General features: G+C 68.0%; 31 protein-coding genes. 23 read left to right on the forward strand and 8 right to left on the reverse strand.

The window, feature by feature from the left end; all coding sequences use genetic code 11:
• Positions 1 to 3 precede the first annotated feature (3 nt).
• The 6 genes from ACS5PN_RS21445 to ACS5PN_RS21470 are packed head-to-tail and all read left to right on the forward strand — an operon-like array spanning position 4 to position 4,456.
• Positions 4 to 582 (forward strand): YqgE/AlgH family protein, encoded by a 579-nt coding sequence (locus ACS5PN_RS21445; protein ID WP_439466041.1) that lies wholly within the window; start codon positions 4 to 6, stop codon positions 580 to 582.
• On the forward strand, positions 579 to 986 hold the full coding sequence (gene ruvX, locus ACS5PN_RS21450; RefSeq protein WP_439466042.1) for a Holliday junction resolvase RuvX: 408 nt from the start codon (positions 579 to 581) through the stop codon (positions 984 to 986). Before ACS5PN_RS21445 ends, ruvX begins: the two co-directional genes overlap by 4 nt.
• Entirely contained in the window at positions 983 to 1,468 is a 486-nt protein-coding gene (gene pyrR, locus ACS5PN_RS21455) for a bifunctional pyr operon transcriptional regulator/uracil phosphoribosyltransferase PyrR (protein ID WP_439466043.1), read from the forward strand. Before ruvX ends, pyrR begins: the two co-directional genes overlap by 4 nt.
• Positions 1,468 to 2,430: an aspartate carbamoyltransferase catalytic subunit gene (locus ACS5PN_RS21460; RefSeq protein WP_439466044.1), complete on the forward strand. Its 963-nt coding sequence runs from the start codon at positions 1,468 to 1,470 to the stop codon at positions 2,428 to 2,430. Before pyrR ends, ACS5PN_RS21460 begins: the two co-directional genes overlap by 1 nt.
• Positions 2,427 to 3,731, forward strand: a complete 1,305-nt coding sequence (locus tag ACS5PN_RS21465) for a dihydroorotase (RefSeq protein WP_439466045.1) — start codon at positions 2,427 to 2,429, stop codon at positions 3,729 to 3,731. The genes ACS5PN_RS21460 and ACS5PN_RS21465 overlap by 4 nt, the downstream gene beginning before the upstream one ends.
• Positions 3,728 to 4,456, forward strand: coding sequence for a lysophospholipid acyltransferase family protein (locus tag ACS5PN_RS21470; RefSeq protein ID WP_439466046.1), 729 nt, complete (start codon positions 3,728 to 3,730; stop codon positions 4,454 to 4,456). The genes ACS5PN_RS21465 and ACS5PN_RS21470 overlap by 4 nt, the downstream gene beginning before the upstream one ends.
• On the opposite strand, the gene ACS5PN_RS21475 is transcribed toward ACS5PN_RS21470, so the two are convergent.
• Both ACS5PN_RS21475 and ACS5PN_RS21480 read right to left on the reverse strand, forming a co-directional pair.
• Entirely contained in the window at positions 4,440 to 5,198 is a 759-nt protein-coding gene (locus tag ACS5PN_RS21475; protein ID WP_439466047.1) for a hydroxypyruvate isomerase family protein, read from the reverse strand. The genes ACS5PN_RS21470 and ACS5PN_RS21475 overlap by 17 nt on opposite strands.
• The gene (locus tag ACS5PN_RS21480; protein WP_439466048.1) at positions 5,195 to 5,824 is read right to left on the reverse strand and encodes a DUF4254 domain-containing protein; all 630 of its coding nucleotides are present in this window, start codon (positions 5,822 to 5,824) and stop codon (positions 5,195 to 5,197) included. Before ACS5PN_RS21480 ends, ACS5PN_RS21475 begins: the two co-directional genes overlap by 4 nt.
• A gap of 53 nt (positions 5,825 to 5,877) precedes the next feature.
• Here ACS5PN_RS21480 and ACS5PN_RS21485 point away from each other — a divergent pair, with 53 nt between their 5' ends.
• Positions 5,878 to 6,855 (forward strand): glycosyltransferase family 9 protein, encoded by a 978-nt coding sequence (locus ACS5PN_RS21485; RefSeq protein ID WP_439466049.1) that lies wholly within the window; start codon positions 5,878 to 5,880, stop codon positions 6,853 to 6,855.
• Here the strand turns inward: ACS5PN_RS21485 and gpmA are convergent.
• Positions 6,852 to 7,595: a 2,3-diphosphoglycerate-dependent phosphoglycerate mutase gene (gene gpmA / locus ACS5PN_RS21490; protein ID WP_439466050.1), complete on the reverse strand. Its 744-nt coding sequence runs from the start codon at positions 7,593 to 7,595 to the stop codon at positions 6,852 to 6,854. The two genes, ACS5PN_RS21485 and gpmA, sit on opposite strands and share 4 nt — an antisense overlap.
• A gap of 87 nt (positions 7,596 to 7,682) precedes the next feature.
• Between gpmA and ACS5PN_RS21495 the strand changes: the two genes are divergently transcribed.
• From ACS5PN_RS21495 to ACS5PN_RS21510, 4 genes are all read left to right on the forward strand, one after another.
• Positions 7,683 to 8,093 carry a rhodanese-like domain-containing protein gene (locus ACS5PN_RS21495; protein WP_439466051.1) on the forward strand — a complete coding sequence of 137 codons (411 nt, stop codon included), beginning with the start codon at positions 7,683 to 7,685 and terminating at the stop codon, positions 8,091 to 8,093.
• 12 nt (positions 8,094 to 8,105) lie between these two features.
• Positions 8,106 to 8,366 (forward strand): glutaredoxin 3, encoded by a 261-nt coding sequence (gene grxC / locus ACS5PN_RS21500; protein ID WP_439466052.1) that lies wholly within the window; start codon positions 8,106 to 8,108, stop codon positions 8,364 to 8,366.
• Positions 8,367 to 8,506: 140 nt separating this feature from the next.
• On the forward strand, positions 8,507 to 8,980 hold the full coding sequence (gene secB / locus ACS5PN_RS21505) for a protein-export chaperone SecB (protein WP_439466053.1): 474 nt from the start codon (positions 8,507 to 8,509) through the stop codon (positions 8,978 to 8,980).
• Between the two features lie 76 nt (positions 8,981 to 9,056).
• The gene (locus tag ACS5PN_RS21510; protein ID WP_439466390.1) at positions 9,057 to 10,055 is read left to right on the forward strand and encodes an NAD(P)H-dependent glycerol-3-phosphate dehydrogenase; all 999 of its coding nucleotides are present in this window, start codon (positions 9,057 to 9,059) and stop codon (positions 10,053 to 10,055) included.
• Here ACS5PN_RS21510 and trmL read toward each other — a convergent pair whose 3' ends face one another.
• A complete protein-coding gene (gene trmL / locus ACS5PN_RS21515; protein ID WP_439466054.1) occupies positions 10,056 to 10,526 on the reverse strand; it encodes a tRNA (uridine(34)/cytosine(34)/5-carboxymethylaminomethyluridine(34)-2'-O)-methyltransferase TrmL in 471 nt (156 codons plus the stop codon).
• Positions 10,527 to 10,703: 177 nt separating this feature from the next.
• Positions 10,704 to 11,459: a ComF family protein gene (locus ACS5PN_RS21520; protein WP_439466055.1), complete on the reverse strand. Its 756-nt coding sequence runs from the start codon at positions 11,457 to 11,459 to the stop codon at positions 10,704 to 10,706.
• Positions 11,460 to 11,482: 23 nt separating this feature from the next.
• On the opposite strand from ACS5PN_RS21520, the gene ACS5PN_RS21525 reads away from it, so the two are divergent.
• From ACS5PN_RS21525 to ACS5PN_RS21555, 7 genes are all read left to right on the forward strand, one after another.
• The gene (locus ACS5PN_RS21525; RefSeq protein ID WP_439466056.1) at positions 11,483 to 12,406 is read left to right on the forward strand and encodes a class I SAM-dependent methyltransferase; all 924 of its coding nucleotides are present in this window, start codon (positions 11,483 to 11,485) and stop codon (positions 12,404 to 12,406) included.
• Positions 12,407 to 12,622: 216 nt separating this feature from the next.
• Positions 12,623 to 13,801, forward strand: coding sequence for a cytochrome c oxidase subunit II (coxB, locus tag ACS5PN_RS21530; protein ID WP_439466391.1), 1,179 nt, complete (start codon positions 12,623 to 12,625; stop codon positions 13,799 to 13,801).
• A gap of 30 nt (positions 13,802 to 13,831) precedes the next feature.
• Entirely contained in the window at positions 13,832 to 15,478 is a 1,647-nt protein-coding gene (ctaD, locus tag ACS5PN_RS21535) for a cytochrome c oxidase subunit I (RefSeq protein ID WP_439466057.1), read from the forward strand.
• On the forward strand, positions 15,478 to 15,594 hold the full coding sequence (locus ACS5PN_RS21540) for a cytochrome oxidase small assembly protein (RefSeq protein ID WP_439466058.1): 117 nt from the start codon (positions 15,478 to 15,480) through the stop codon (positions 15,592 to 15,594). The genes ctaD and ACS5PN_RS21540 overlap by 1 nt, the downstream gene beginning before the upstream one ends.
• A gap of 1 nt (position 15,595) precedes the next feature.
• The gene (locus tag ACS5PN_RS21545) at positions 15,596 to 16,213 is read left to right on the forward strand and encodes a cytochrome c oxidase assembly protein (protein ID WP_439466059.1); all 618 of its coding nucleotides are present in this window, start codon (positions 15,596 to 15,598) and stop codon (positions 16,211 to 16,213) included.
• Positions 16,210 to 16,458, forward strand: coding sequence for a DUF2970 domain-containing protein (locus ACS5PN_RS21550; protein WP_439466060.1), 249 nt, complete (start codon positions 16,210 to 16,212; stop codon positions 16,456 to 16,458). Before ACS5PN_RS21545 ends, ACS5PN_RS21550 begins: the two co-directional genes overlap by 4 nt.
• Positions 16,459 to 16,505: 47 nt before the next feature.
• Positions 16,506 to 17,390: a cytochrome c oxidase subunit 3 gene (locus ACS5PN_RS21555; protein ID WP_439466061.1), complete on the forward strand. Its 885-nt coding sequence runs from the start codon at positions 16,506 to 16,508 to the stop codon at positions 17,388 to 17,390.
• 72 nt (positions 17,391 to 17,462) lie between these two features.
• On the opposite strand, the gene ACS5PN_RS21560 is transcribed toward ACS5PN_RS21555, so the two are convergent.
• Positions 17,463 to 17,681 carry a DUF2909 domain-containing protein gene (locus ACS5PN_RS21560; RefSeq protein WP_439466062.1) on the reverse strand — a complete coding sequence of 73 codons (219 nt, stop codon included), beginning with the start codon at positions 17,679 to 17,681 and terminating at the stop codon, positions 17,463 to 17,465.
• Positions 17,682 to 17,711: 30 nt separating this feature from the next.
• On the opposite strand from ACS5PN_RS21560, the gene ACS5PN_RS21565 reads away from it, so the two are divergent.
• From ACS5PN_RS21565 to ACS5PN_RS21585, 5 genes are read left to right on the forward strand one after another with little or no spacing between them, the layout of a single operon-like run.
• Positions 17,712 to 18,419, forward strand: a complete 708-nt coding sequence (locus tag ACS5PN_RS21565; protein WP_439466063.1) for an SURF1 family protein — start codon at positions 17,712 to 17,714, stop codon at positions 18,417 to 18,419.
• Positions 18,420 to 18,435: 16 nt separating this feature from the next.
• On the forward strand, positions 18,436 to 19,068 hold the full coding sequence (locus ACS5PN_RS21570) for an SCO family protein (protein WP_439466064.1): 633 nt from the start codon (positions 18,436 to 18,438) through the stop codon (positions 19,066 to 19,068).
• The gene (locus tag ACS5PN_RS21575; protein WP_439466065.1) at positions 19,065 to 20,165 is read left to right on the forward strand and encodes a COX15/CtaA family protein; all 1,101 of its coding nucleotides are present in this window, start codon (positions 19,065 to 19,067) and stop codon (positions 20,163 to 20,165) included. Before ACS5PN_RS21570 ends, ACS5PN_RS21575 begins: the two co-directional genes overlap by 4 nt.
• 2 nt (positions 20,166 to 20,167) lie before the next feature.
• Entirely contained in the window at positions 20,168 to 21,073 is a 906-nt protein-coding gene (gene cyoE / locus ACS5PN_RS21580) for a heme o synthase (RefSeq protein ID WP_439466066.1), read from the forward strand.
• Positions 21,073 to 21,687, forward strand: a complete 615-nt coding sequence (locus ACS5PN_RS21585) for an SCO family protein (protein ID WP_439466067.1) — start codon at positions 21,073 to 21,075, stop codon at positions 21,685 to 21,687. Before cyoE ends, ACS5PN_RS21585 begins: the two co-directional genes overlap by 1 nt.
• Before the next feature lie 44 nt (positions 21,688 to 21,731).
• Here ACS5PN_RS21585 and rpoH read toward each other — a convergent pair whose 3' ends face one another.
• Together rpoH and ACS5PN_RS21595 are read right to left on the reverse strand one after the other, a co-directional pair.
• Entirely contained in the window at positions 21,732 to 22,649 is a 918-nt protein-coding gene (rpoH, locus tag ACS5PN_RS21590) for an RNA polymerase sigma factor RpoH (RefSeq protein ID WP_439466068.1), read from the reverse strand.
• Positions 22,650 to 22,828: 179 nt separating this feature from the next.
• The gene (locus tag ACS5PN_RS21595; protein ID WP_439466069.1) at positions 22,829 to 23,329 is read right to left on the reverse strand and encodes a chemotaxis protein CheW; all 501 of its coding nucleotides are present in this window, start codon (positions 23,327 to 23,329) and stop codon (positions 22,829 to 22,831) included.
• Positions 23,330 to 23,336: the final 7 nt, after the last annotated feature.

A 23,336-nucleotide genomic window follows, 5' to 3' on the forward strand; every position in this document is an offset into this window, starting at 1 on the left:
GTCATGCCTGCCGAACGGATCGTCCTGACCAACCAGTTCCTCATCGCCATGCCGGGCATGGCCGACGAGGCTTTCGCGGGCACGGTGGTCTACCTCTGCGAGCACAACGACAACGGCGCCCTGGGCCTCGTGGTCAACAAGCCGACCTCGCTGACGCTGGGCAGCCTGTTCGAAAAGGTCGAGCTCAGCCCGCCGGCCGAGCCCCTGGCCGACAGCCCCGTCTTCTACGGCGGGCCGGTGCAGACCGACCGCGGTTTCGTGCTGCACGAGCCGCTGGACGAGGAAGGCGGCCACTACAACGCCACGCTGGCGGTGCCCGGCGGCCTGGAAATGACCACCAGCCGCGACGTGCTGGAGGCGCTGTCCAACGGCGCCGGCCCCCGCAAGATCCTCGTCACCCTGGGCTACAGCGGCTGGGCCGCCGGCCAGCTCGAAGAGGAAATCGGGCGCAATGGCTGGCTGACGGTGGACGCGACGCCGGAAATCATCTTCGACACGCCCGTGGAGCTGCGCTACGAGAAGGCCCTGGCCCTGCTGGGCGTGGACCAGCGCATGCTCAGCTCGGACGCCGGTCACGCATGAGGCCTGACGTGGCCTCCGCCGACCCCGCTCGATTCCAATCCTTTCTTGCTTTTGACTTTGGCCTGCGCCGCATCGGCGTGGCCAGCGGCACGCGCCTGCTCGGTTCGGCCGAGCCGCGTGGCACCGTCAAGGGCGGCGATTTCGACGCCATCGCCAGCCTGATCAAGACCTGGCAGCCCGACGCCCTTGTCATCGGCGTGCCCCGCCACCCCGACGGCGCACCCCACGAGATGACGACCAAGGCACAGAACTTCGGCCGGCGACTCTCCGGGCGCTACCACCTGCCGGTCTTCGAGGTGGACGAGCGCTACACCAGCGTCGAAGCCGAAAGCCAAGGCGCGCACGACGTGGACGCCGCCGCCGCGGCCCTCATCCTTGAACAATTCTTCCGAGAACATCCATGAGTGAATTGCTGCTCGATGCCGAGGCGCTCTACCTCGAGCTGAAGAAAGGCGTGCAGCGGCTGCTGACGCCCGACACCGCCCTGGTGGGCATCTGGAGTGGTGGCGCCTGGCTGGCCGAGCGCCTGGCGGCCGACTTGACCGTCGCCGCCGGCACCATCTCCAGTGCCCTGCACCGCGACGACTTCGGTTCGCGCGGCCTGGCCAAGGCCGACCACACGACGCTGCCCTTCGACGTCAACGGCCGCGACATCCTGCTCATCGACGATGTGCTCTACACCGGCCGCACCACGCGGGCCGTCATCAACGAGCTGTTCGACTTCGGCCGCCCGGCGCGCGTGCAACTCGCCGTGCTGGTGGACCGCGGCGGGCGCGAGCTGCCCATCGAGCCGGCCTTCTCGGCCGCGCGCGTATCGCTGCAGGCCGGCCAGAGCCTGCGCCTGGCCCGGGGCGAGGACCGACGATTCAAGTTCGAGGTGAAGTGATGCTGTCCAAGCGCAATCCACAACTCAACAAGCACGGCGAGCTCATCCACCTGCTGTCCATCGAAGGCCTGCCGCGCGCGGTCATCGAGCAGATCCTGGACACCGCCGGCAGCTTCCTCTCGGTCAACGACCGCGAGGTCAAGAAGGTGCCGCTGCTGCGCGGCAAGTCGGTGTTCAACCTGTTCTTCGAGAACAGCACCCGCACCCGCACCACCTTCGAGATCGCCGCCAAGCGCCTCTCCGCCGACGTCATCAACCTCGACATCGCGCGCTCCTCCACGGCCAAGGGAGAGACCCTGCTGGACACGGTGGCCAACCTCAGCGCCATGCACGCCGACATGTTCGTGGTGCGCCACAGCGAGAGCGGGGCGCCCCACCTGATCGCCCAGCATTGCGCGCCCCATGTCCACGTGGTGAATGCCGGCGACGGCCGCCATGCCCACCCGACCCAGGGCCTGCTGGACATGTACACGATCCGGCATTTCAAGAAGGACTTCCGCAACCTGACGGTGGCCATCGTCGGCGACATCGTGCATTCGCGCGTGGCGCGATCCGACATCCACGCGCTGAACATCCTGGGCGTGCCGGAGATCCGCGCCGTCGGCCCCAAGACCCTGGTGCCGGGCGATCTGCGCGACATGGGCGTGCGCGTCTGCCAAGACATGGCCGAGGGCGTGAAGGACGCCGACGTCGTCATCATGCTGCGCCTGCAGAACGAGCGCATGAACGGCGGCATGCTGCCCAGCAGCGGCGAGTTCTTCAAGCATTTCGGCCTGACGCCGGAGAAGCTGGCCCTGGCCAAGCCCGACGCCATCGTCATGCACCCCGGCCCCATCAACCGTGGCGTGGAAATCGCGTCCGAGGTGGCCGACGGCAAGAGCAGCGTCATCCTGCCCCAAGTGACATTCGGCATCGCTGTCCGAATGGCTGTGATGGCCATCCTCGCAGGGAACGAAGCATGAAGATCCTCATCCAAGGCGGCCGGCTGATCGACCCGGCCAGCAATCTCGACCGCATCGGCGATGTCGCCATCGCCAACGGCCGCATCGTGCACCTGGGCGATGTCAGCGACTTCGGCGCCGACCGCACCGTGGACGCCAGCGGCCTCATCGTCGCGCCCGGCCTCGTCGACCTCTGCGCCCGCCTGCGCGAGCCCGGTCACGAGCATGAAGGCCTGCTGGAGAGCGAACTCGCAGCCGCGGCCGCCGGCGGCGTTACCAGCCTGGTCTGCCCGCCCGACACCGACCCGGTGCTGGACGAGCCCGGCCTGGTCGAGATGCTGAAGTTCCGTGCCCGCAAGCTCAGCCGCTGCCGCCTCTTCCCGCTGGGCGCGCTGACACGCCAGCTGCAGGGCGCAGCCCTGACCGAGATGGCCGAGCTGACCGAGGCCGGTTGCATCGGCTTCTCGCAGGCCGAGGTGCCGATCAAGGACACGCTGGTGCTGAGCCGCGCCCTCCAATACGCGGCGACCTATGGCTACACCGTCTGGCTGCGCCCGCAGGACGCCTGGCTGGGCGGCGGTGTGGCCGCCAGCGGCTCGGTCGCGACGCGGCTGGGCCTGTCCAGCGTGCCGGTCAGTGCCGAGACCGTGGCCCTGCACACCCTCTTCGAGCTGGTTCGTGCGACCGGTGCCCGCGTGCATGTCTGCCGCCTCAGCAGCGCCGCCGGCGTCGCGCTGGTGCGGGCCGCCAAGCAGGAAGGTTTGCCGGTGACGGCCGACGTGTCCATCAACTCCCTGCACCTCAGCGACGTCGACATCGGCTACTTCGACTCCGCCATGCGCCTGACGCCGCCGCTGCGTCAGGGCCGCGACCGCGACGCGCTGCGCGCCGGCCTGGCCGACGGCACGATCGATGCGCTGGTGTCAGACCACATGCCCGTGACCACCGATGAGAAGGCCGTGCCCTTCGCCGAGGCCACGCCCGGCGCCACCGGCCTGGAGCTGCTGCTCAGCCTGGCCCTGCGCTGGGCCAGGGATGCCGAGCTGCCGCTGCAGCGCGCCCTGGCCGTCGTCACGGCCGAGCCGGTGCGCGTGCTCGGTTCGGCCCTGGGTTCGCTGTCGGCGAGCGCCGGTCGCCTGGTGGAAGGCGGTGTCGCCGACGTCTGCGTCTTCGACGCCGGCGCCAGCTGGGCCGTCACGCCCGACAAGCTGGCCAGCCAGGGCAAGCACACGCCCTTCGCCTACGCCTCCAGCGGCTTCGAGCTGCCGGCGCGTGTGCGTGCGACCCTGGTGGCGGGCCATATCGCCTACGAAGCTGCATGAGATCCCTCGTCGCCGTTTGGCGCCTGGCCCGTCTGGCACCCCATGTGCTGCACGGCCTGTGGATCGTCAAGCGCCGCTTCGAGCTGATGACGACCTGCGAGCGGCATGGGCAGATCCAGTGGTGGTCGATCAAGTTCCTGCGCATCCTCGGCATCGAGCTGAAGAGCCAGGGCCAGGCCCTGCCCACGGGTCATCTGCTGGTGGCCAATCACATCTCCTGGCTGGACATCTGCGGCGTCCATGCGGTGCTGCCGCAGGCGCGCTTCGTGTCCAAGGCCGATGTGAAGCACTGGCCGCTGGTGGGGGCCCTGGTCGAAGGCGCGGGCACGCTCTTCATCGAGCGCACCAGCAAGCGCGACGCATTGCGCGTCGTGCACCAGACGGCGGCCGCCCTGCAGGCCGGTGACTGTGTGGCTGTCTTCCCCGAAGGCACGACGGGCGCCGGTCCCGAGATGCTGCCCTTCCACGCCAACCTGCTGCAGGCGGCCGTCTCGACCGGCGCGCCGGTGCTGCCCCTGGTGCTGCGCTGGTACGAGCCCGGCGAGCGCTTCAGCTCCTCGGCCCGTTTCATCGGCGACATGACGCTGGCCCAGAGCCTGTGGAGCATCGCCTCGGCCAAGGGCCTCGGCATCGATGTGCAGATCCTGCCCAGCGTGATGACCGAAGGCCAGGACCGGCGGGCGCTGGGCGAGACGCTGCGCGGCGTGATCAGCGCACGCTTGTAAGCCAGGCCAGCCCGGCCGACGTCGCGGCACGCGGGCGGTATTCGAGGCCGACGGCGCCGGGCCAGGCGCCTTCTTCCAGCAGCACGAAATCCGCCGCGTACTCGCCAGCCTCGGGCTCGTGCCGGCCATCGACGCCCGCGACCTGCACATGACCCAGCAGCCCCAGGTCCAGTGCCCGCGCCAGATGCGTCAGCGACTCGCCCTCGGCGACGCGGCAGTGGTAGAGGTCCAGCTGCAGCTGCACGCGCGGCGAGTCCAGCGCGGTCAGCAGCTCCAGGGCCTGGGCCTGGCGGTGCAAAAAATAGCCTGGCATGTCGCGCCGGTTGATGGGCTCGACCACCAGGGGCAGCGTTGACTGCGCGGCTGCCCACGAAAGATTGGCCAGCCAGGTCGCCCGGGTCTCGGCGCCGTCGTCGGCCAAGCCGGACAGCAGATGCACGCGCGCCGACTCCAGCCTATGGGCCAGGTCCAGGCCGCGCAATGTGGCCTCGCGGAACTCGGCCTTGCGGCCGGGCAGGGCTGCAAAGCCGCGCTCGCCGGCCGCCCAGTCACCGGCCGGGGCGTTGATGAGCACGACTCGCAGCTCGGCCAACGCGGCCTTCAGCGCGGCGGCGTCATGCAGATGCGGCTGCTGCAACTCCACGGCCGTGAAGCCATCAGCTCTTGCCGCGGCCGGGCGGTCGAGATAGGCGTGCTCGGTGTAGAGCCAATCGAGGTTGGCCTCGAAGCGCCGCGGGATCATTGGGACTCCGCCACCAGGGCCGGGTTCAGCCGTGGATCGTTGTACATCTTGAATTGGCGGTAGACCTTGAAATAGGCCCGGCCGGCGCGGGCGTCGGCCAGCAGCTCGTCATAGCAGCGGCCCAGATCGGCGCGCTGTTGCATCAGCCGCTCCAGCCGCTGTGCGCAGGCCTTGCGATGAGCGTCGTCCACATCGGTGCGCAAGGTCTGCTCGCGCATGGCGGCGATCTTCAGGCCGAGGATGGAGATGCGGTCCAGCATGGAGCCGGCCGTCTCGCTGTTCAGCCGTGCGCCGGCTGGCGCCGTGGAGCGGGGCAGGGCGCCGGTGAGGGTGGCGGGGTCGACCAGGCCCAGGGCCGACAGCAGGAATTCGTCGATGCGCTCGACGGCATCGTTGCGGGCCTGGTTGTGGCGATCGATGGCGCGCTTGTTGGCGACGATCTCGGCATCCGGTGCCTGGGTGCGGCGGGCCAGGTCTTCCTGGGCCCACAGGCTGCGGTTGTGGAAGTGGTTGACGGCCACCCAGCCGCGGACGTCCGTGGCCTCGGCAGCAAACGGTGGGGCACCCAGCGCTGCATCGTGGGCGGCGATCACTTCGGCAGAGGCGGGCAGGGTGATCTCGGGCATGAAGGGCGGGTCTGCGCAGGGAGAATCCCGCGCCGCTTGTCCAACTGACGCAGATGATAGAAGCCCGCCCCCTGATCGTTCGCCTGCGCAACTTCGTGGGCGACACGGTCCTGAGCATTCCGGCACTGCGTCTGCTGCAAAGCCATGGCTATCGCCTGGAGCTGGTGGGCAAGGGCTGGGCGCGCGGCCTGCTGGAGGCCGAAGGCTGGAGGGTGCATGTGCGGCCGGACGGGCTGCGCGAGCGCGTGGCCCAGTTGCGCCAGCTCAGGCGCCAGTTCAGGGCCGAAGACCCGGGGTTTGAGGCGCGCTCGAATGCCTTGCTCTTCCCCTATGCCTTTTCAGCCGCCCTGGATTCGCGCCTGGCCGGGCTCAAGGCCGAGGGCCATGCGAGCGATGGCCGCGGCTGGCTGCTCCAGCGCGGCCTGCCGAAACGCGAGGGGCGGCACACCCTGGTCGAGTACTGGGAACTGGCCAGCGACTTCCTTGGCGTGCAGGCCGAACCGCCGCGCGACATCGGCATGCAGGTCAGCGAGGCCCAGCGGAACGCGGCACGGTCGCTGCTGGCGGCGCAGGGCTTGGAGCCGGGCCGTTTCGTGCTGATCTGCCCGTTTGCGAACGGTCGCGTGGAGTTCCTGGACCGCAGCTGGCCGGCCTTTCCGGACTTCGTGCGGCGCCTGCGCGCTGAAGGCCGCCAGGTCGTCATCGTGCCCGGACCGGCGGAGGTGCAGGGCGCCCAGGACCTCTATCCGGAAGCGATCCGCCTTGACGGTGTCGCCCTGGGGGTCTACAGCGCGCTGCTGCAGCTGGCCGGCGTCGTCGTCGCCAACGACACCGGGCCGGCCCATGTGGCGGCGGGCGTGGGCGCCCGGCTGCTGAGCATCTGGGGGCCGGTGGACGCCTCGCGCTGGGCGCCCTGGGGTTCGACGGTTACCTTGATGCGACGCGGGCCCACCGAGTGGGTCAGCGTCGACGAGGTGCTAGCGGCGGTGGGGGCCTGCGCGCCCCATTGCCTCAGGGCAAACAGGCCCTAGGCCTTGCCCTGATTGGCCACCGCAGCGGCCGCCTTGGCCGCGGCTTCGGCGTCGCCCAGGTAGTAGCTCTTGATGGGCTTGAGGTTTTCGTCGAGCTCGTAGACCAGCGGGATGCCGTTGGGGATGTTGACGCCGACGATGGCGTCGTCCGCGATGCCATCCAAATACTTGACCAGGGCGCGGATGCTGTTGCCGTGGGCGGCGATCAGCACGCGCTGGCCGCCCTTGATGGCCGGAGCGATGGTGTCGTTCCAGAACGGCAACACGCGGGCGACCGTGTCCTTCAGGCATTCCGTCAGCGGGATGTCGTTTGGGTCCAGCTTGGCATAGCGCACGTCGCTGCGCTCGCTGCGCGGGTCGGTCGCTTCCAGGGCCGGGGGCGGCGTGTCGTAGCTGCGGCGCCAGATCAGCACCTGCTCGTCGCCGTACTGCTTGGCCATGTCGGCCTTGTTCAGGCCCTGCAGGCCGCCGTAGTGGCGCTCGTTCAGGCGCCAGGCGTGGCGCACCGGCAGCCAGGTGCGGTCCATCTGGTCCAGGGCATGCCACAGCGTCCAGACGGCGCGCTTGAGCACCGACGTGTAGGCGATGTCGAAGTCATAACCCGCTTCCTTCAGCAGGCGGCCGGCGCTCTTGGCCTGCTCGACGCCGGTGGGCGTCAGGTCCACATCGGTCCAGCCGGTGAAGCGGTTTTCCAGATTCCAGGTCGATTCGCCGTGGCGGATGAGGACGAGCTTGTACATGGGCAGGAACGCACAGGTGGTGGAAGGCGGCGGATTATCGGCTCCGGCGATAATCACCGGCTTCGTTGAATTACACGGGATGCTTGCTTGAACTTCCTGATCGAGAACTGGTTTTTGATCGTCGCCGCGCTGGTGTCCGGCGGCATGCTGCTCTACCCCCTGCTGGTGTCGGGGGCCCAGGGCGGCGGCCTGAGTCCTGCCGAGGCGGTCCAGGTCGTCAACCGGGAGAAGGGCGTGCTGATCGATGTCAGCGAGCCCGAGGAATACGCCAAGGGTCATCCCGTGGGCGCCCGCAACATCCCCTTTGGCCAGATCGAGGGCCACAAGCAACTGCCCTCCAACAAGGCCCTGCCGCTGGTGTTGGTGTGCCCGACGGGCGCGCGCGCCGGCCGCGCCGCAGGCATGCTGCGCAAGCTGGGCTATGACAAGGCCCAGGTGCTGGCAGGTGGCCTCAAGGCCTGGCGGGAGGCCAATTTGCCGGTTGAAAAGACCGCCTAACAGGACTGCGCAATGGCTCCCGTCAAGATGTACACCACCCTGGTCTGCCCGTTCTGCGTGCGTGCCAAGATGCTGCTCAAGCAGCGTGGCGTCGAACAGATCGACGAGATCCGCGTCGACCTGAATCCGGCCGAACGCCAGCACATGATGGCCACGACGGGCCGCCGCACCGTGCCGCAGATCTTCATCGGCGACACCCATGTCGGGGGGTGCGACGACCTCATCGCCCTCGACCAGAAGGGCGGTTTGCTGCCCCTGCTCCAGGCGGCCTGAGCCGCCTTCGGCCGCAACGTCTGATTTCAAGCCCGGGCAAGCCCCGGGCGCCCTGTCACGGGGCCTCGCCCATAATCCAGCTACCGCCCGCAGCATGCCGCCTGCGGGCTTTTGTTTGACGCTTCGCTAGAAAGAGTTCCATGGCCGACGAGATCCAAGCTGCCGCCGAAGGCACCCCCGTGTTCCAGATCCAGCGCATGTATCTGAAGGATCTGTCGCTGGAGCAGCCCAACGCGCCCCACATCCTGCTGGAACAGCAACAGCCCCAGGTCGACATCAACCTGACGCTGTCGGCCGAGCAGGTCACCGACGGCATCTTCGAGGTCTGCGTGACGGCCACGGTCAACACCAAGGTCGGCGACAAGACGCTGTTCCTGGTGGAGGCCAAGCAGGCCGGCATCTTCGAGATCCGCAATGTGCCCGCCGACCAGGTCGACGGCATCCTGGGCATCGTCTGCCCGCAGATGGTCTACCCCTATCTGCGCGCCATCGTCTCCGACGTCTGCACCCGCGCCGGCTTCCCGCCCGTGCTGCTGACCGAAGTGAACTTCCAGGCCATGTTCGAAGCCCAGCAGGCCCAGCGCGCCGCCCAGGGCGGCCAGGCCGTGAACTGAGCGAGCATCGCTCCATGACAGCGCCCCGCCCAGTGCGGGGCGTTTTACTTGGGGGACACTTCTGCGCATGACGACGATGAAGATCAGCGTGCTGGGCGCCGGCGCCTGGGGCACGGCCCTGGCCATCCAGGCCGCCGAGGCCGGCCATGAAGTGAGCCTGTGGGGGCGCGACGCCGCGGCGATCGAGCAGATGCGCGCGAGCCGTCGCAATGCGGCCTATCTGCCCGACAGCGAACTGCCAGCAGCCCTCGGCCTGAGCGCCGACCGCGATGCCTGCATCGCCCACGCCGCCGAAGGCCTGACCATCGTCGCCACACCCATGTCCGGCCTGCGCGAGACCCTGGCCGCCCTGCCTTCCACTCAGCGCGTGCTGTGGCTGTGCAAGGGTTTCGAGGCCGGCACCGGCCGGCTCGGCCACGAGATCGCGCGCGAACTGCAGCCCTGCATGCGCGTGGGCATCCTGTCCGGCCCCAGCTTCGCGCAGGAAGTGGCGGCCGGCCGGCCGACGGCCCTGGTGGCAGCCAGCGAGGACGCCGACCTGGCCCAGGCGGCCGTGGATGCCTTCCACGGCGAGCGCCTGCGGGTCTACACCTCGAGCGATCCCGTCGGCGTCGAGGTCGGCGGTGCCGTCAAGAACGTGATGGCCATTGCGGTGGGCATCTGCGACGGCCTGTCGGCCGCCGCGCCCGATGCACCGGGCCTGAACGCGCGTGCCGCCCTGATCACCCGTGGCCTGGCCGAGATGCTGCGCCTGGGCCTGGCCCTGGGCGCCAAGGCCGAGACCTTCATGGGCCTGTCGGGCCTGGGCGACCTGGTGCTGACGGCGACGGGCGACCTGTCGCGCAACCGGCGCGTGGGCCTGATGCTGGCCCAGGGCCTGGCCCTGCCGCAAATCCTGCAGCAGCTGGGCCATGTGGCCGAAGGCGTCTACAGCGCGCCGACGGTGCTGGCGCGCGCCCGCGCGGCGGGCATCGAGATGCCCATCACCGAGGGCATGGTGGCGCTGCTGGAGGGGCGCTTGCGCGTGGGCGAGGCGGTCGAACGGTTGATGAGCCGCGACTCTCGCGCAGAGTAGTCAGCTTCCGCCGCCGTAGCCGTTCTGACGCCACGCCTCGAAGACGGCCACGGCGACGCTGTTGCTGAGGTTGAGGCTGCGCTGGCCCTCCCGCATCGGCAGACGCACGCGCTGTGTGGTCGGAAAGCTTTCGCGCAGGTCGGGAGCCAGCCCTGCCGTCTCGCTGCCGAAAACCAGCCAGTCGCCCGCTTGCCAGCTCACCTCGCCGAAGGGCCGGCTGCCGCGCGTCGTGAAAGCGAACATGCGCGTCGCGTCGGGCGATTCGGCTGCCAGGAAGGTCGCCCAGTCGGCATGGCGCTGCACGCGGGCGTACTCGTGATAGTCCAGGCCGGCGCGCTGCAGCAGCTTGTCCTCCATCGAGAAGCCCAGCGGCTCGATCAGGTGCAGGCCGCAGCCGGTGTTGGCAGCGAGCCGGATGACGTTGCCGGTGTTGGGCGGGATCTCCGGCTGGACGAGGACGATATGGAACATGGACGCGAGTATCAAGCCCCTCGCCCAGCCTCGCTCCGCTGAACGCGGCGTGTCTGGTCGGTCCCCCGAGGGGACGGCGATGCGCGCGGCATCGAGCCGCGCGCACATCGCCAGCGCGGGCCGGCTAGGGCGCGGCCCGGCGCTCGGCCCGAATGCCCTCAGTCACGCGATCAGGCGTTATTCGTCTCCAGGTTCCGGGGTGCGCGCGATGACCCAGGCCTGCACGCTCATGACGCCGGCCTGCAGCAGCACGCCGGCCAGCTCGAACAGCGTGGAGCCGCTGGTCATCACGTCGTCCAGCAGGGCCACGCTGGTGCCGCGCAGCCGGGCCGCGAGCAGGGGCTCGACGGCGAAGACGCCGCGCACATTGGCGGCCCGGTCCTCGAGCTTCAGCCCCGCCTGGCGGTCGTTGTGGCGCACCCGCAGCAGCATCTCGGGCTTGCAGCGCAGGCCGCGCCGCCGCGCCAGGGCCTTGGCGAGTTCGTGGGACTGGTTGTAGCCGCGCTCGCGCAGCCGTTCGATGGACAAGGGCACGGGCAGCAGCCAGTCCGGCGCCTCGACCTCGGCCGCGCTGAGGGCCGTGTTGAGCCGCTCGAGCAGGCTTTCGCGCAGGTCCAGGGCCTGGTGGTATTTGAAGTGCTGCAGCAGGCCGTCCCAGGGGAAGCGGTAGTCCAGGGCCGCGACGGCGCGATCCAGCGGCGGCGCGGTTTGCAGGCAGCGGCCACACTGGGGCCTGGGCCTGCCGACGAAGGCGGGTGGCAGCCTGGCCGCACAGGTCCAGCAGCGCGGCAGCGGGCGGGCGTAGAGGCCCAGGCAGGATTCGCAGATGGTCTGGTGGCTCCAGGCGCGGCAGACCGCGCACTGGCCGGCGCAGCGCATCAGCACCTTCTCGATCAGTGCGGGCTTGGGGGCCGCCAAAGAGCGCTCTGGCATCGGCTCAATATACTGACCGCTCCATGAGTGAACCGGCATCGACCCCTAATTCAAACAAGGGGCCGCGGCCCCAGGATCTGGACGCCGCCGCCGTGCGTCACCAGTCGCGCCGCCTGGCGTCTGCCGCCCAGCCGCCCTGGCTGCATGAAGAGGTGGCAGGCCGCATGGCCGAGCGCCTGACCTATATCAAGCTGCAGCCCCGGCGCGTGCTGGACGCGTCGCCCGCTTTGGGTGCCAGCGGCGAGCTGCTGCGCCGGGCCTACCCCGATGCCGAGATGCTGTGGCATGAGGCCGACGCCGTCCTGGCGGCGCGCACTGCCCTGGCCCGCCAGCGCAACTGGTGGCAAAAGCTGCGCGGCGCGTCGTCCGGCCAGGTCGACGCCCTGCCGGCGCGGCCCGAAGTCGACCTGCTGTGGTCCAACATGGCTCTGCATGCCTGTGCCGACCTGCCGGGCGTGCTGGCCGCATGGCAGGCCAGCATCGCGGTCGGGGGTTTCGTCATGTTCTCCTGCCTCGGCCCGGACAGCTTTGTCGAGCTGCGGCCGCTGTACGCCCGCGCCGGCTGGGGCCGGCCGGCACCGGATTGGTGGGACATGCACGACATCGGCGACCTGGTGCTCAAGGCCGGGTTTGCCGACCCCGTCATGGACCAGCAGCGACTGCGCCTGACCTGGGCCTCCGCCGAAAGCCTGCTTGCGGATTTGCGCAGCCTGGGTGGCAACCTGGCGCCCAGCCGCTATGCTGGCCTGCGCGGCCGGGCCTGGAAGGCGGCCCTGCTGGCCCAGCTCGAGACCCTGCGAGATGCCGACGGCAAGCTGGCGCTGACGCTGGAGCTGGTTTTCGGCCATGCTTTCAAGGCGGCGCCGCGGCTGACAGTGGCGGCCGAGACCCATGTGTCCATCGACGCGATGCGGGCGACGCTGCGCAAGGGACGGGAGTCGGGTTGAAAAGAGCCGGAAACAGGGCCGAAACCGGGCCGAAGGGGGTGAATCCCCGGGGGCGGAGCGGTCCGGTCGCTCTCGGAGCCTGGGCTAAAATCCCGCGCCGCATAGGGGCTTAGGCAAAACCCGGCCCAAACCACGGATCTTGCGATTGACGTCCGGCCAGCGAGGCGGACAGGCAAGCCCCGCTCTTCAAAGAACCAAGTGACAACCATGACGATGATGAACGCACGAGTGCATAGCGCCTCACGCGCTTGGGGCCGTTGGGCCACGGCGGCGATGGCGGCCCTGGCAGCGGCTCCGGCCCTGGCGGTCAACGACCTGAAGGGCGGGCCCGGCGTCAATCAGCTCAATCTGCACGAGCCGGTCACGCGCATCGCGCATGACCAGATGTGGTTGCACAACTTCGTGATGATCGTCTGCCTGGTCATCTTCGTCGCCGTGTTCGGCGTCATGTTCTATTCCATCTTCAAGCACCGCAAGTCCAAGGGCGCGGTATCGGCCAACTTCCACGAAAGCGTGGCCGTCGAGATCGCCTGGACCGTGGTGCCCTTCCTGATCGTCATCGGCATGGCTCTGCCGGCCACCAAGGTGGTCGTCGCCATGAAGGACACCACCAACGCCGACGTGACCATCAAGGCCACCGGCTACCAGTGGAAGTGGGGCTATGACTACCTGAAGGGCGAAGGCGAGGGCATCGGCTTCCTGGCGACCCTGGACACCGCCCAGCGCGAGTCTTCCAACACCGGCCACCCCGAGCCGGTCGACAACTACCTGCTCAAGGTCGACAACCCGCTGGTGGTGCCGGTGGACAAGAAGATCCGCATCATCACGACGGCCAACGACGTCATCCACGCCTGGATGATCCCGGCCTTCGGCGTCAAGCAGGATGCCATCCCCGGCTTCGTGCGCGACACCTGGTTCAAGGCCGAGAAGATCGGTGACTACTACGGCCAGTGCGCCGAGCTGTGCGGCAAGGAACACGCCTACATGCCCATCCACGTGAAGGTGGTGTCCGCCGAGGACTACACCAAGTGGGTGGACGGCAAGAAGAAGGAAATCGCCGCCAAGGCCGATGACCCGAACAAGGTCTGGGAACAGGCTGCCCTGATCGCCCGCGGCGAGAAGGTCTACGCCGCCAACTGCGCGGTCTGCCACAAGGCCGATGGCTCCGGCGCCGGTCCGATCAAGCCGCTGGACAAGTCGCCCGTCGTGCTGGCCGAAGACAAGCTGCAGCAGATCCAGGTCGTGCTGAACGGCCGCATGGACAAGGGCATGCCGTCGTGGAAGCAGCTGAGCGATACAGAGATCGCCGCCGTCATCACGTACACCAAGAACAGCTGGTCCAACAAGACGGGTCAGACGGTGCAGCCGGCCGAAGTCCTGGCCGCCCGCAAGTAATCGCCTGAACACCGAATCAGAGGAAATCACATGAGTGCAGTGCTCCCCCCCCACGGTGTTCACGGCGGCCATGATGGCCACGCCCACGACGACCATCACGATGACCACCATGCACCCCACGGCTGGCGCCGTTGGGTGTTCGCGACCAATCACAAGGACATCGGCACCCTCTACCTGCTGTTCTCCTTCACGATGCTGATGGTCGGCGGCATCCTGGCCCTGTGCATCCGTGCCGAGCTGTTCAAGCCCGGCCTGCAGTTCTTCAACCCCGAACTCTTCAACCAGTTCACGACCATGCACGGTCTGATCATGGTGTTCGGCGCCATCATGCCGGCCTTCGTGGGCTTCGCGAACTGGATGATCCCGCTGCAGATCGGCGCGGGTGACATGGCCTTCGCGCGCATGAACAACCTCAGCTTCTGGCTGCTGATTCCGGCGGCCCTGATGCTGGTGGGCAGCTTCTTCATGCCCGGCGGCGCCCCCGCCGCGGGCTGGACGCTGTACGCGCCGCTGACGCTGCAGATGGGCCCGTCCATGGACGCCGGCATCTTCGCGATGCACATCATGGGCGCCTCGTCCATCATGGGCTCCATCAACATCATCGTGACCATCCTCAACATGCGCGCCCCCGGCATGACGCTGATGAAGATGCCGATGTTCGCCTGGACCTGGCTGATCACGGCCTATCTGCTGATCGCCGTCATGCCCGTGCTGGCCGGTGCCATCACGATGACGCTGACCGACCGCCACTTCGGCACCGCCTTCTTCAACCCCGCGGGCGGCGGCGACCCGGTCATGTACCAGCACATCTTCTGGTTCTTCGGTCACCCCGAGGTCTACATCATGATCTTGCCGGCCTTCGGCATCATCAGCCAGATCGTGCCGGCCTTCGCCCGCAAGCGCCTGTTCGGCTACGCCTCCATGGTGTACGCGACGGCGTCGATTGCCATCCTGTCCTTCATCGTCTGGGCCCACCACATGTTCGCCACCGGCATGCCGGTGACGGGCCAGCTGTTCTTCATGTACGCGACCATGCTGATCGCCGTGCCCACGGGCGTGAAGATCTTCAACTGGCTGGCAACGATGTGGCGCGGCTCGATGACCTTCGAGACGCCGATGCTATTCGCCGTCGGCTTCATCTTCGTGTTCACGATGGGCGGCTTCACCGGCCTGATCCTGGCTATGGCGCCGGTCGACATCCAGCTGCAGGACACCTACTACGTCGTGGCCCACTTCCACTACGTGCTGGTGGCCGGCTCGCTGTACGCGCTGTTCGCCGGCGTCTACTACTGGGGACCGAAGTGGACCGGTGTCATGTACTCCGAGACGCGCGGCAAGATCCACTTCTGGGGCTCGTTGATCTTCTTCAACGTGACCTTCTTCCCGATGCACTTCCTGGGTCTGGCCGGCATGCCGCGTCGCTATGCCGACTACCCCATGCAGTTCACCGACTTCAACCAGATCGCGTCCATCGGCGCCTTCGGCTTCGGTCTGATGCAGGTCTACTTCTTCCTGTTCGTCGTCGTTCCGATGATGCGCGGCAAGGGCGAGAAGGCTGCGCAGAAGCCCTGGGAAGCCGCTGAAGGCCTGGAGTGGGAAGTGCCGTCGCCGGCGCCCTTCCACACCTTCGAAGAACCGCCCAAGCTGAACGCTTCGGCCACCAAGATCGTCGCCTGATGGCCCTCACGCCTGAACAGCGCAAGGCCAACCGCCGTCTGGCGTTGATCCTGCTGTCGATTGCACTGGTCTTTGGCGTCGGCTTCGTCGCCAAGATGGTGATGCTGGCCCACTGACATGCGCTTCCTGGCCGCCCTGCATCGCGACAACCGTCAGCTCTTCGTGAAGCTGGCGGTGGTCGTGGCGCTGATGTTCGGCTTCGGCTACGCGATGGTCCCGCTCTACAAGGCCATCTGCAATGCGCTCGGCATCAATGTGCTGTCGCTGGCCGAGAAGCAGACGCTGCTGGCCGAGAAGGGCGTGGCCAACGGCAATGGCCAGATCGACTTCAGCCGCGAGATCACGGTCGAGTTCGACACCAACGCGCGCGGCCCCTGGGACTTCAAGCCGGCGGTGCGCCACCTGACGGTGCACCCGGGCGAGCTGACCCAGGTCATGTACGAGTTCAAGAACATCCAGGATCGGACCATGGCCGCCCAGGCCATCCCGAGCTATGCGCCGATGCAGGCGAGCGCGCATTTCAACAAGCTGGAATGCTTCTGCTTCAACGAATACACGTTGAAGCCGGGCGAGAGCAAGCAGTGGCCGGTCGTGTTCGTCATCGACCCCAAGCTGCCCAAGGATGTGAAGACCATCACCCTGTCCTACACCTTCTTCGAGGTGGCGGGCAAGGGCGGGGTCAAGCTCGGCCAGGCGCCCCAAAGCGGAAATTCGGGCAAGGGAGCCGCGCTGTGAGCAGTGACAAGCCAGGCCAGGATCTGAAGGAAGCGGTGGGCCGCAAGGCCTCCCTCGCCCAGACGATCTCGGCCGTGGCCTGGAGTTTTTTCGGCGTGCGCCGGGGCCGCGACCATGAGAACGACATGGCCAAGCTCAACCCGGTGCATGTGGTGATTGCGGGCGTGCTTGGTGCCGCCCTGTTTGTATTGATGCTGGTGCTGCTGGTCCGTTGGGTCATCGGCAGCGGCGTGGCGGCGGCCTGACGGCCTGCCGCAACAAGGTTAGAACGAGCGAGAACTAGGAGAACGACATGTCGGCAACGACTACCCCGGGCAAGGCCCCGTACTACTTCGTCCCGGCGCCCTCGAGGCATCCGGTGATGGCCGCCACCGGCCTGTTCTTCGTCATCCTTGGCGCCGGCCAGTGGATCAACGGCCACGGCTGGGGCATGTACTCGCTGTTCGGCGGCCTGGCCTTCTGGGCCTTCGTGCTGCAGGCCTGGTTCCGTGACGCCATCAGCGAGAGCGAGGGCGGCCTCTACAGCGACCGCATCGACGTCTCCTTCCGCTGGAGCATGGGCTGGTTCATCTTCTCGGAGGTGATGTTCTTCGCCGCCTTCTTCGGCGCGCTGGGCTGGGCCCGCCTGTACTCGGTGCCGGAACTGGGCAGCCTGCAGAACGCGCTGCTGTGGCCCGACTTCAAGGCCATCTGGCCGAGCACCGCCGCGGGCTTCACCGCTGCGCCGGCCGGCACGGTCGAGGCCTTCAGCACCATGGGCCCCTGGCCCATCCCGACGATCAACACGGCGCTGCTGCTGACCTCGGGCATCACGCTGACCATCGCCCACCATGCGCTGATCGCCGGCAACCGCGGCAAGACCATCGCCTGGATGTGGATCACGGTGCTGCTGGGCGCGACCTTCGTCGGCTTCCAGGCCTACGAATACCACCACGCCTACACCGAGCTGAACCTGAAGCTGAACTCGGGCATCTACGGCTCGACCTTCTTCATGCTGACGGGCTTTCACGGCTTCCACGTCTGCGTGGGCGCGCTGATGCTGCTGTTCATCACCATCCGCCTGATGAAGGGCCACTTCACGCCCGAGCGCCACTTCGGCTTCGAAGGTGCCGCCTGGTACTGGCACTTCGTGGACGTGGTCTGGCTGGGCCTGTACATCATCGTCTACTGGATGTGATCGTGGAGGGAGGGCCTGTGCAGGCCCTCCCTTCACCCACAATGAGAAAGCGCCGCAGTCGCGGCGCTTTTTTTATGCAGATTTCACCGGCAGGCCCGTCGGCTGTATCCAGCCCATCTTCCAGCTCAGCAGGATGATGAGAAAGAGCGTCACCGACACGGCGACCCGCACCGCCAGCGCGCGAGCCATGTTGGGACTTTTCTTGTTGCCGCCCTTGCGCAGCATGAAGAAGCCGGCGGCGGCGAGGGCGCCGAGGATGCCGATGAAGGCGACCAGGATCACGAATTTCATGGGGTCGAATTATCCGCGCGAGGTCGGTTCATGACGGGCCGCCGTTGGCTGGTGCTGCTGGCGGCCCTGCTGTCCGCGGCGCTGACGGCCCGGCTGGGCGTCTGGCAGCTCGACCGCGCCGCGCAGAAGATCGCCTTGCAGGCCGCCATCGACGCCGAGGCGGGCAAGTCAGCCCTGGCCAATGCTGAACTGGGCAGCCGCGAGCAGTTGCACCGCCGCGTGGTCTTGCGCGGCCATTGGGTGGCCGAGCGCACCGTCTGGCTGGACAACCGGCCCATGGACGGCCACACCGGCTTCTTCGTCGTCACGCCGCTGCGCCTGGCCGGCCGCGATGATGTCATCCTCGTGCAACGCGGCTGGGCACCGCGCAACCAGCTGGACCGGCAGCAGTTGCCGCCGCTGGCCACGTCCACCGGCGAGGTCGTTGTGCAAGGCCGGCTGGCGGCCTCGCCCTCCCGGCTTTATGAGCTCGGCGAAGGCTCGCCCGGCGCGATCCGGCAAAATCTCGATCCTGCGGCCTTTGCCGTCGAGTCCGGCCTGAAGCTGCTGCCGCTGACCGTCGTGCAGGCCGCCGCCGATTCGCCCGACGACACGCTGCTGCGCCATTGGCCGGCGCCCGATCTCGGCCTGCAGAAACACTATGGCTATGCCTTTCAATGGTTCGCGCTCTGCGCGCTGATCGTCGGTCTCTATGTCTGGTTCCAACTCCTCCGTCCCCGCCTCCGCCAGCAGCCCTGAACCGTTGAGCTTCGCGGTGCACAGCCTGCCCGACCCGCAGGCCACTGCACAGCAGCGCGTGGGCCGCTGGAAGATGCTGCTGGTGATGGCCATGTGCGCCGCGCCGGTGGTGGGCTCCTACTTCACCTTCTACGTGCTCAAGCCGCGCGGCTCGGCCAACTACGAGTTGCTTGCGCCCGTCGTCGAGATGCCGGCCGACCTGCCGCTGACCGACCTGCAAGGCGCTACCGTGGCGCCGAAGTCGCTGCATGGCCAGTGGCTGCTGGTGGTGGCCCAGCCCGCGGCTTGCCCCGAGGCCTGCGAGCGCCAGCTCTATGTGCAGCGCCAACTGCGCGAGATGCTGGGCAAGGAGCGCGGCCGCGTGGACAAGGTCTGGCTGGTGCCGGGCGACGCCGTCCCCAACGCCAAGCTGCTGGCCGCCCTGAGCCAGAAGGGTGCCGAAGTGACCGTGCTGCGCGTGCCCCAGGACCGCCTGGAAGCCTGGCTCAAGCCGGCCGCCGGCAAGACGCTGGCCGACCACTTCTTCCTTGTCGACCCCATGGGCAACTGGATGGAGCGCGCTCCCGCCGACCCCGAGCCCAAGAAGCTCAAGGCCGACCTCGACAAGGTGCTGCGCGCCAGCGCCAGCTGGGATACGGCCGGCCGATGAACGAGCTGCTGCTCCCGCTGGGCCAGGTCGCCGCCATCGGCGGCGCGGTGGCCCTTGGCCCGCTGATCTGGTGGCGCCAGCGCTCGCGTGCGAACACGCCGGCTGGGCGGCTGCGCGCGCTGACGCTGCTGACGCTGTTCCTGACCTTCGACCTCATCGTCTTCGGTGCCTTCACGCGCCTGACCGACTCGGGCCTGGGCTGTCCCGACTGGCCCGGCTGCTACAGCGCGGCCAGTCCCGTCGGCGCGCACGAGCACATCGAGGCGGCGCAGACGGCGATGCCGACCGGCCCGGTGACGCATGGCAAAGCCTGGATCGAGATGGTCCACCGCTACCTCGCCAGCGGCGTGGGCCTGCTCATCCTCGTCATGACGGTGCTGAGCTGGCGGCTGAAGCGCCAGACACGGACAAAGGGCGGCGAGGGGACCCCGTCGCCCTGGCTGCCGACGTTGACGCTGCTGTGGGTCTGCGTGCAGGGCGCTTTTGGCGCGCTGACCGTCACGATGAAGCTCTTCCCGGCCATCGTCACCCTGCACCTGCTGTTCGGGCTGGGACTCTTGATGCTGCTGGCTTGGCAGGGCGAGGCCTTCGCGCCGCAGCGCATCGTCGTGCCGCGCTGGCTGCGCGCTGCCGTGGCTGCGGTCCTGCTGCTGGCCCTGCTGCAGGTCGCCCTGGGCGGTTGGGTCAGCACCAACTACGCGGTGCTGGCCTGCGACGAGTTCCCGACCTGCCATGGCGGCGAGTGGTGGCCGCATCTGGACTTCGCCCAGGGCTTCCAGCTCTGGCGCGAACTGGGCCAGCGTGCCGACGGCGGCTATCTCGGTTTCGAGGCCCTCGCGGCCATCCACATGGCCCACCGCATCGGCGCCGGCTTCGTCTTCGCTGCCATCCTGGCGCTAGCCTGGTGGCTGCGCCAGACAGCACCGCAGTGGTCGCGCTGGCTGCTTGCCGCCGCCGGCTGGCAACTGGCCTCGGGCCTGTCCAATGTCGTGCTCGACTGGCCCATCGTTGCCGCCCTCGCCCACACCGCAGGTGCCGCCATGCTGCTGGCCCTGCTCACCACCTTGCTTGCGCGCCTGAAGCGCGCCGGATCCTGACCATGGCTTCCACGTCCACCGCCAGTGCCCTCGTGCACAGCCCGCGCTGGCAGCAGTTCTACCAGCTGACCAAGCCGCGCGTCGTCCAGCTCATCGTCTTCTGCGCCGCCATCGGCATGGCCCTGGCCGTGCCGGGCCTGCCCGACCTGCAGCAGGCCCTGACCATGCTGGCCGCGGTCGCCGGCATCTGGCTGGTGGCCGGTGCGGCCGCCGCCTTCAATTGCCTGATCGAGGACGGCATCGACGCGCGCATGAAGCGCACCGCCTGGCGCGCCACGGCCAAGGGCGAGCTCAGCCGCCCGCAGACCCTGGCCTTCTCGGCCCTGCTGTGCGGCATCGGCATGGCCATCCTGGGTGTCTACGTCAACCTGCTGACCATGTGGCTGACCCTCGCCACCTTCGTCGGCTACGCCATCGTCTACACCGTCATCCTGAAGCCGACGACACCGCAGAACATCGTCATCGGGGGCGCCTCGGGCGCCATGCCGCCGGTGCTGGGCTGGGCCGCGATGCGCGGCGACGTGGGTTTCGAGGCCTGGCTGCTCTGCCTCATCATCTTCCTGTGGACGCCGCCGCACTTCTGGGCCCTGGCCCTGTACCGCGCCGAGGACTACGCCCGCGCCGGCCTGCCCATGCTGCCCGTCACCCACGGCAACGACTACACCCGGCTGCAGATCCTGCTCTACACCTGGGTGCTGCTGGCGGCCACGCTGCTGCCCTTCCTGACCGGCATGAGCGGCTGGTTCTACCTGGTCGCCGCGGTGGCGCTGGGCCTGGGCTTTTGCGCCTATGGCTTCCGGCTGTGGCGGTCCTATTCCGAGATGCTGGCGCGCCGGACCTTCTGGTTCTCCATCTGGTATCTGTCGCTGCTGTTCGCGGCCCTGTTGATCGACCACTACATCGCATGATGAACACCCGTCGTTTCGCGCTGGCTGCGCTCGCCGCCTCCTCGCTGGTTTTCCTTGCTGCCTGCCAGAAGTCGGGTCCCGACAAGCCGGCCTTCAAGGGCATCGACCTGACCGGCGCCGAGTACGCCCGCACCCTCAACCTGACCGACCAGGACGGCCGCGCCCGCTCCCTGGCCGACTTCAAGGGCAAGGTGCTGGTGGTCTTCTTCGGCTACACCCAGTGCCCCGACGTTTGCCCGACGACCATGGCCGAGGTGGCCGAGGTCAAGCGCAGCCTGGGCGCCGATGGCGACAAGGTGCAGGGCGTCTTCGTCACCATCGACCCCGAACGCGACACCGCCCAGCTGTTGAAGGCCTATCTGGCCAGCTTCGACCCCAGCTTCGTCGGCCTGCGCGGCAGCGAGGAGCAGACCCAGGCCGCCGCCAAGGAGTTCAAGGTCTTCTTCGCCAAGGTGCCGGGCAAGACGCCCGAGACCTACACCATGGACCACACGGCCGCCAGCTTCATCTTCGACACCGAGGGCCGGGTGCGCGTCTATGCCCGCTATGGCGCCGGTGCCCAGCCGCTGGCGGACGACATCAAGCTGCTGCTGGCCGAGGCTGGCAAGAAATGAAAAAAGGCCCCTGACGGGGCCTTTTGCTTGGCGGGTGCTGAAGATCAGGCCGCTTCGGTGAGCGCCTTCTTCATCTTCTTCATCGCCGCGACCTCGATCTGGCGGATGCGCTCGGCCGACACGCCGTATTCGGCGGCCAGCTCGTGCAGCGTCATGCCGCCCGAGGCGTCGTCGTTGACCTTCAGCCAGCGCTCTTCGACGATGCGGCGGCTGCGCGGGTCCAGCACGTCCAGCGCGCGCTGGATGCCGTCGCCGGCCAGCGAGTCGCGCGAGCGGGCCTCGATGACGCGGGTGGGCTCATGGCTGTCGTCGGCCAGATAGGCGATGGGGGCGAAGCTCTCACCGTCGTCGTCGGTCTGCGGCTCCAGGGCCACGTCGCCGCCCGACAGGCGGGTCTCCATCTCGAGCACTTCCTCGCGCTTGACGTTGAGCTCACGGGCGACATGGGCCACCTCGGCTTCGCTCAGCGTGTTGCGGTGCGTCTGGCCCTCGGCCTGGTCGGCCTTGAGCTGGTGCTTCATCGAGCGCAGGTTGAAGAACAGCTTGCGCTGGGCCTTGGTCGTCGCGACCTTGACCATGCGCCAGTTCTTCAGGATGTACTCGTGGATCTCGGCCTTGATCCAGTGCATGGCGTAGCTGACCAGGCGCACGCCTTGATCCGGGTCGAAGCGCTTGACGGCCTTCATCAGGCCGACATTGCCTTCCTGGATCAGGTCGCCCTGGGGCAGGCCATAGCCCATGTACTGGCGGGAGATGGACACCACCAGGCGCAGGTGCGACAGCACCATGCGGCCGGCGGCTTCGAGGTCGCCCTTGTCGCGCAGGCTGCGCGCAGCGGAACCTTCTTCCTCGGCCGTCAGCAGCGGCAGGCGGTTGACGGCGGAGATGTATGCGTCCAGATTGCCCAGCGAGGGCACGAGGGCCCAGGGGTCGCGGACGGCAATGGCAGAAGAAGCGGACATCGTCTTGAATCCTTGCTAACCGCAGCGCGGAATGCCGCGGTGAACGAGATATTAGCACTCCACTTGGGCGAGTGCTAAGTCAGACGATGACTCGTTTGGAATGCAATGTTTCTCAGGTTGAAACAGTGGGCGACCGCTAACTTCCAGGCATGCCGAATGCCGGAAACCGGGGCTGTGCTTCAGTCAACCAAGCCGAAATCCGGACTCTTGATCATGGCCTCGATGTCCAGCAGGATCAGCAGGCGCTCGCCGATCTTGCCCAGGCCGGTGATGAAGCGGGCGTCCAGGGCGGCGGCCACCTCGGGGCGGGGCTTGATGGCGTCGGCGCTCAGTTCCAGCACGTCGGACACCGAGTCCACGACGACGCCGACGATGCGGCCGGCGACGTTCAGCACGATGACGACCGTGAAGGCGTTGTATTCGCCGGCCTGGCCCAGGCGCAGGCGCATGTCCAGGATGGGCACGATGACGCCGCGCAGGTTGACGACGCCCTTGACGAAGGACGGCGCATTGGCGACGCGGGTGGGCGGCTCGTAGGAGCGGATCTCCTGCACGCGCAGGATGTCCAGGCCGTACTCCTCCGCGCCGATGCGGAAGGTCAGGAACTGGCGGCCATCGTTGCGTGCCAGGGCCTGCACGGCCTGGGCACCGGTGCTGGGAACAAGGTCGGTCGAACTCATCTTGCGC

It is taken from the genome of Roseateles sp. NT4, assembly GCF_051857475.1.
Classification (GTDB): Bacteria; Pseudomonadota; Gammaproteobacteria; order Burkholderiales; family Burkholderiaceae_C; genus Pelomonas.

Excerpts from the sequence above, each read along its gene's own strand:
- rpoH (WP_439466068.1), bottom strand. The coding sequence starts at position 22,649 with ATGTCCGCTTCTTCTGCCATTGCCGTCCGCGACCCCTGGGCCCTCGTG.
- ACS5PN_RS21460 (WP_439466044.1), top strand. The coding sequence starts at position 1,468 with ATGCTGTCCAAGCGCAATCCACAACTCAACAAGCACGGCGAGCTCATC.
- secB (WP_439466053.1), top strand. The coding sequence starts at position 8,507 with ATGGCCGACGAGATCCAAGCTGCCGCCGAAGGCACCCCCGTGTTCCAG.
- trmL (WP_439466054.1), bottom strand. The coding sequence starts at position 10,526 with ATGTTCCATATCGTCCTCGTCCAGCCGGAGATCCCGCCCAACACCGGC.
- ACS5PN_RS21475 (WP_439466047.1), bottom strand. The coding sequence starts at position 5,198 with ATGATCCCGCGGCGCTTCGAGGCCAACCTCGATTGGCTCTACACCGAG.
- ACS5PN_RS21465 (WP_439466045.1), top strand. The coding sequence starts at position 2,427 with ATGAAGATCCTCATCCAAGGCGGCCGGCTGATCGACCCGGCCAGCAAT.
- pyrR (WP_439466043.1), top strand. The coding sequence starts at position 983 with ATGAGTGAATTGCTGCTCGATGCCGAGGCGCTCTACCTCGAGCTGAAG.
- ACS5PN_RS21575 (WP_439466065.1), top strand. The coding sequence starts at position 19,065 with ATGAACGAGCTGCTGCTCCCGCTGGGCCAGGTCGCCGCCATCGGCGGC.
- ACS5PN_RS21445 (WP_439466041.1), top strand. The coding sequence starts at position 4 with ATGCCTGCCGAACGGATCGTCCTGACCAACCAGTTCCTCATCGCCATG.
- ACS5PN_RS21565 (WP_439466063.1), top strand. The coding sequence starts at position 17,712 with ATGACGGGCCGCCGTTGGCTGGTGCTGCTGGCGGCCCTGCTGTCCGCG.
- gpmA (WP_439466050.1), bottom strand. The coding sequence starts at position 7,595 with ATGTACAAGCTCGTCCTCATCCGCCACGGCGAATCGACCTGGAATCTG.
- ACS5PN_RS21560 (WP_439466062.1), bottom strand. The coding sequence starts at position 17,681 with ATGAAATTCGTGATCCTGGTCGCCTTCATCGGCATCCTCGGCGCCCTC.
- ctaD (WP_439466057.1), top strand. The coding sequence starts at position 13,832 with ATGAGTGCAGTGCTCCCCCCCCACGGTGTTCACGGCGGCCATGATGGC.
- ACS5PN_RS21525 (WP_439466056.1), top strand. The coding sequence starts at position 11,483 with ATGAGTGAACCGGCATCGACCCCTAATTCAAACAAGGGGCCGCGGCCC.
- cyoE (WP_439466066.1), top strand. The coding sequence starts at position 20,168 with ATGGCTTCCACGTCCACCGCCAGTGCCCTCGTGCACAGCCCGCGCTGG.
- coxB (WP_439466391.1), top strand. The coding sequence starts at position 12,623 with ATGAACGCACGAGTGCATAGCGCCTCACGCGCTTGGGGCCGTTGGGCC.
- ACS5PN_RS21510 (WP_439466390.1), top strand. The coding sequence starts at position 9,057 with ATGAAGATCAGCGTGCTGGGCGCCGGCGCCTGGGGCACGGCCCTGGCC.
- ACS5PN_RS21480 (WP_439466048.1), bottom strand. The coding sequence starts at position 5,824 with ATGCCCGAGATCACCCTGCCCGCCTCTGCCGAAGTGATCGCCGCCCAC.
- ACS5PN_RS21540 (WP_439466058.1), top strand. The coding sequence starts at position 15,478 with ATGGCCCTCACGCCTGAACAGCGCAAGGCCAACCGCCGTCTGGCGTTG.
- ACS5PN_RS21595 (WP_439466069.1), bottom strand. The coding sequence starts at position 23,329 with ATGAGTTCGACCGACCTTGTTCCCAGCACCGGTGCCCAGGCCGTGCAG.
- ACS5PN_RS21585 (WP_439466067.1), top strand. The coding sequence starts at position 21,073 with ATGAACACCCGTCGTTTCGCGCTGGCTGCGCTCGCCGCCTCCTCGCTG.
- ACS5PN_RS21470 (WP_439466046.1), top strand. The coding sequence starts at position 3,728 with ATGAGATCCCTCGTCGCCGTTTGGCGCCTGGCCCGTCTGGCACCCCAT.
- ACS5PN_RS21485 (WP_439466049.1), top strand. The coding sequence starts at position 5,878 with ATGATAGAAGCCCGCCCCCTGATCGTTCGCCTGCGCAACTTCGTGGGC.
- ACS5PN_RS21555 (WP_439466061.1), top strand. The coding sequence starts at position 16,506 with ATGTCGGCAACGACTACCCCGGGCAAGGCCCCGTACTACTTCGTCCCG.
- ruvX (WP_439466042.1), top strand. The coding sequence starts at position 579 with ATGAGGCCTGACGTGGCCTCCGCCGACCCCGCTCGATTCCAATCCTTT.
- ACS5PN_RS21545 (WP_439466059.1), top strand. The coding sequence starts at position 15,596 with ATGCGCTTCCTGGCCGCCCTGCATCGCGACAACCGTCAGCTCTTCGTG.
- ACS5PN_RS21520 (WP_439466055.1), bottom strand. The coding sequence starts at position 11,459 with ATGCCAGAGCGCTCTTTGGCGGCCCCCAAGCCCGCACTGATCGAGAAG.
- grxC (WP_439466052.1), top strand. The coding sequence starts at position 8,106 with ATGGCTCCCGTCAAGATGTACACCACCCTGGTCTGCCCGTTCTGCGTG.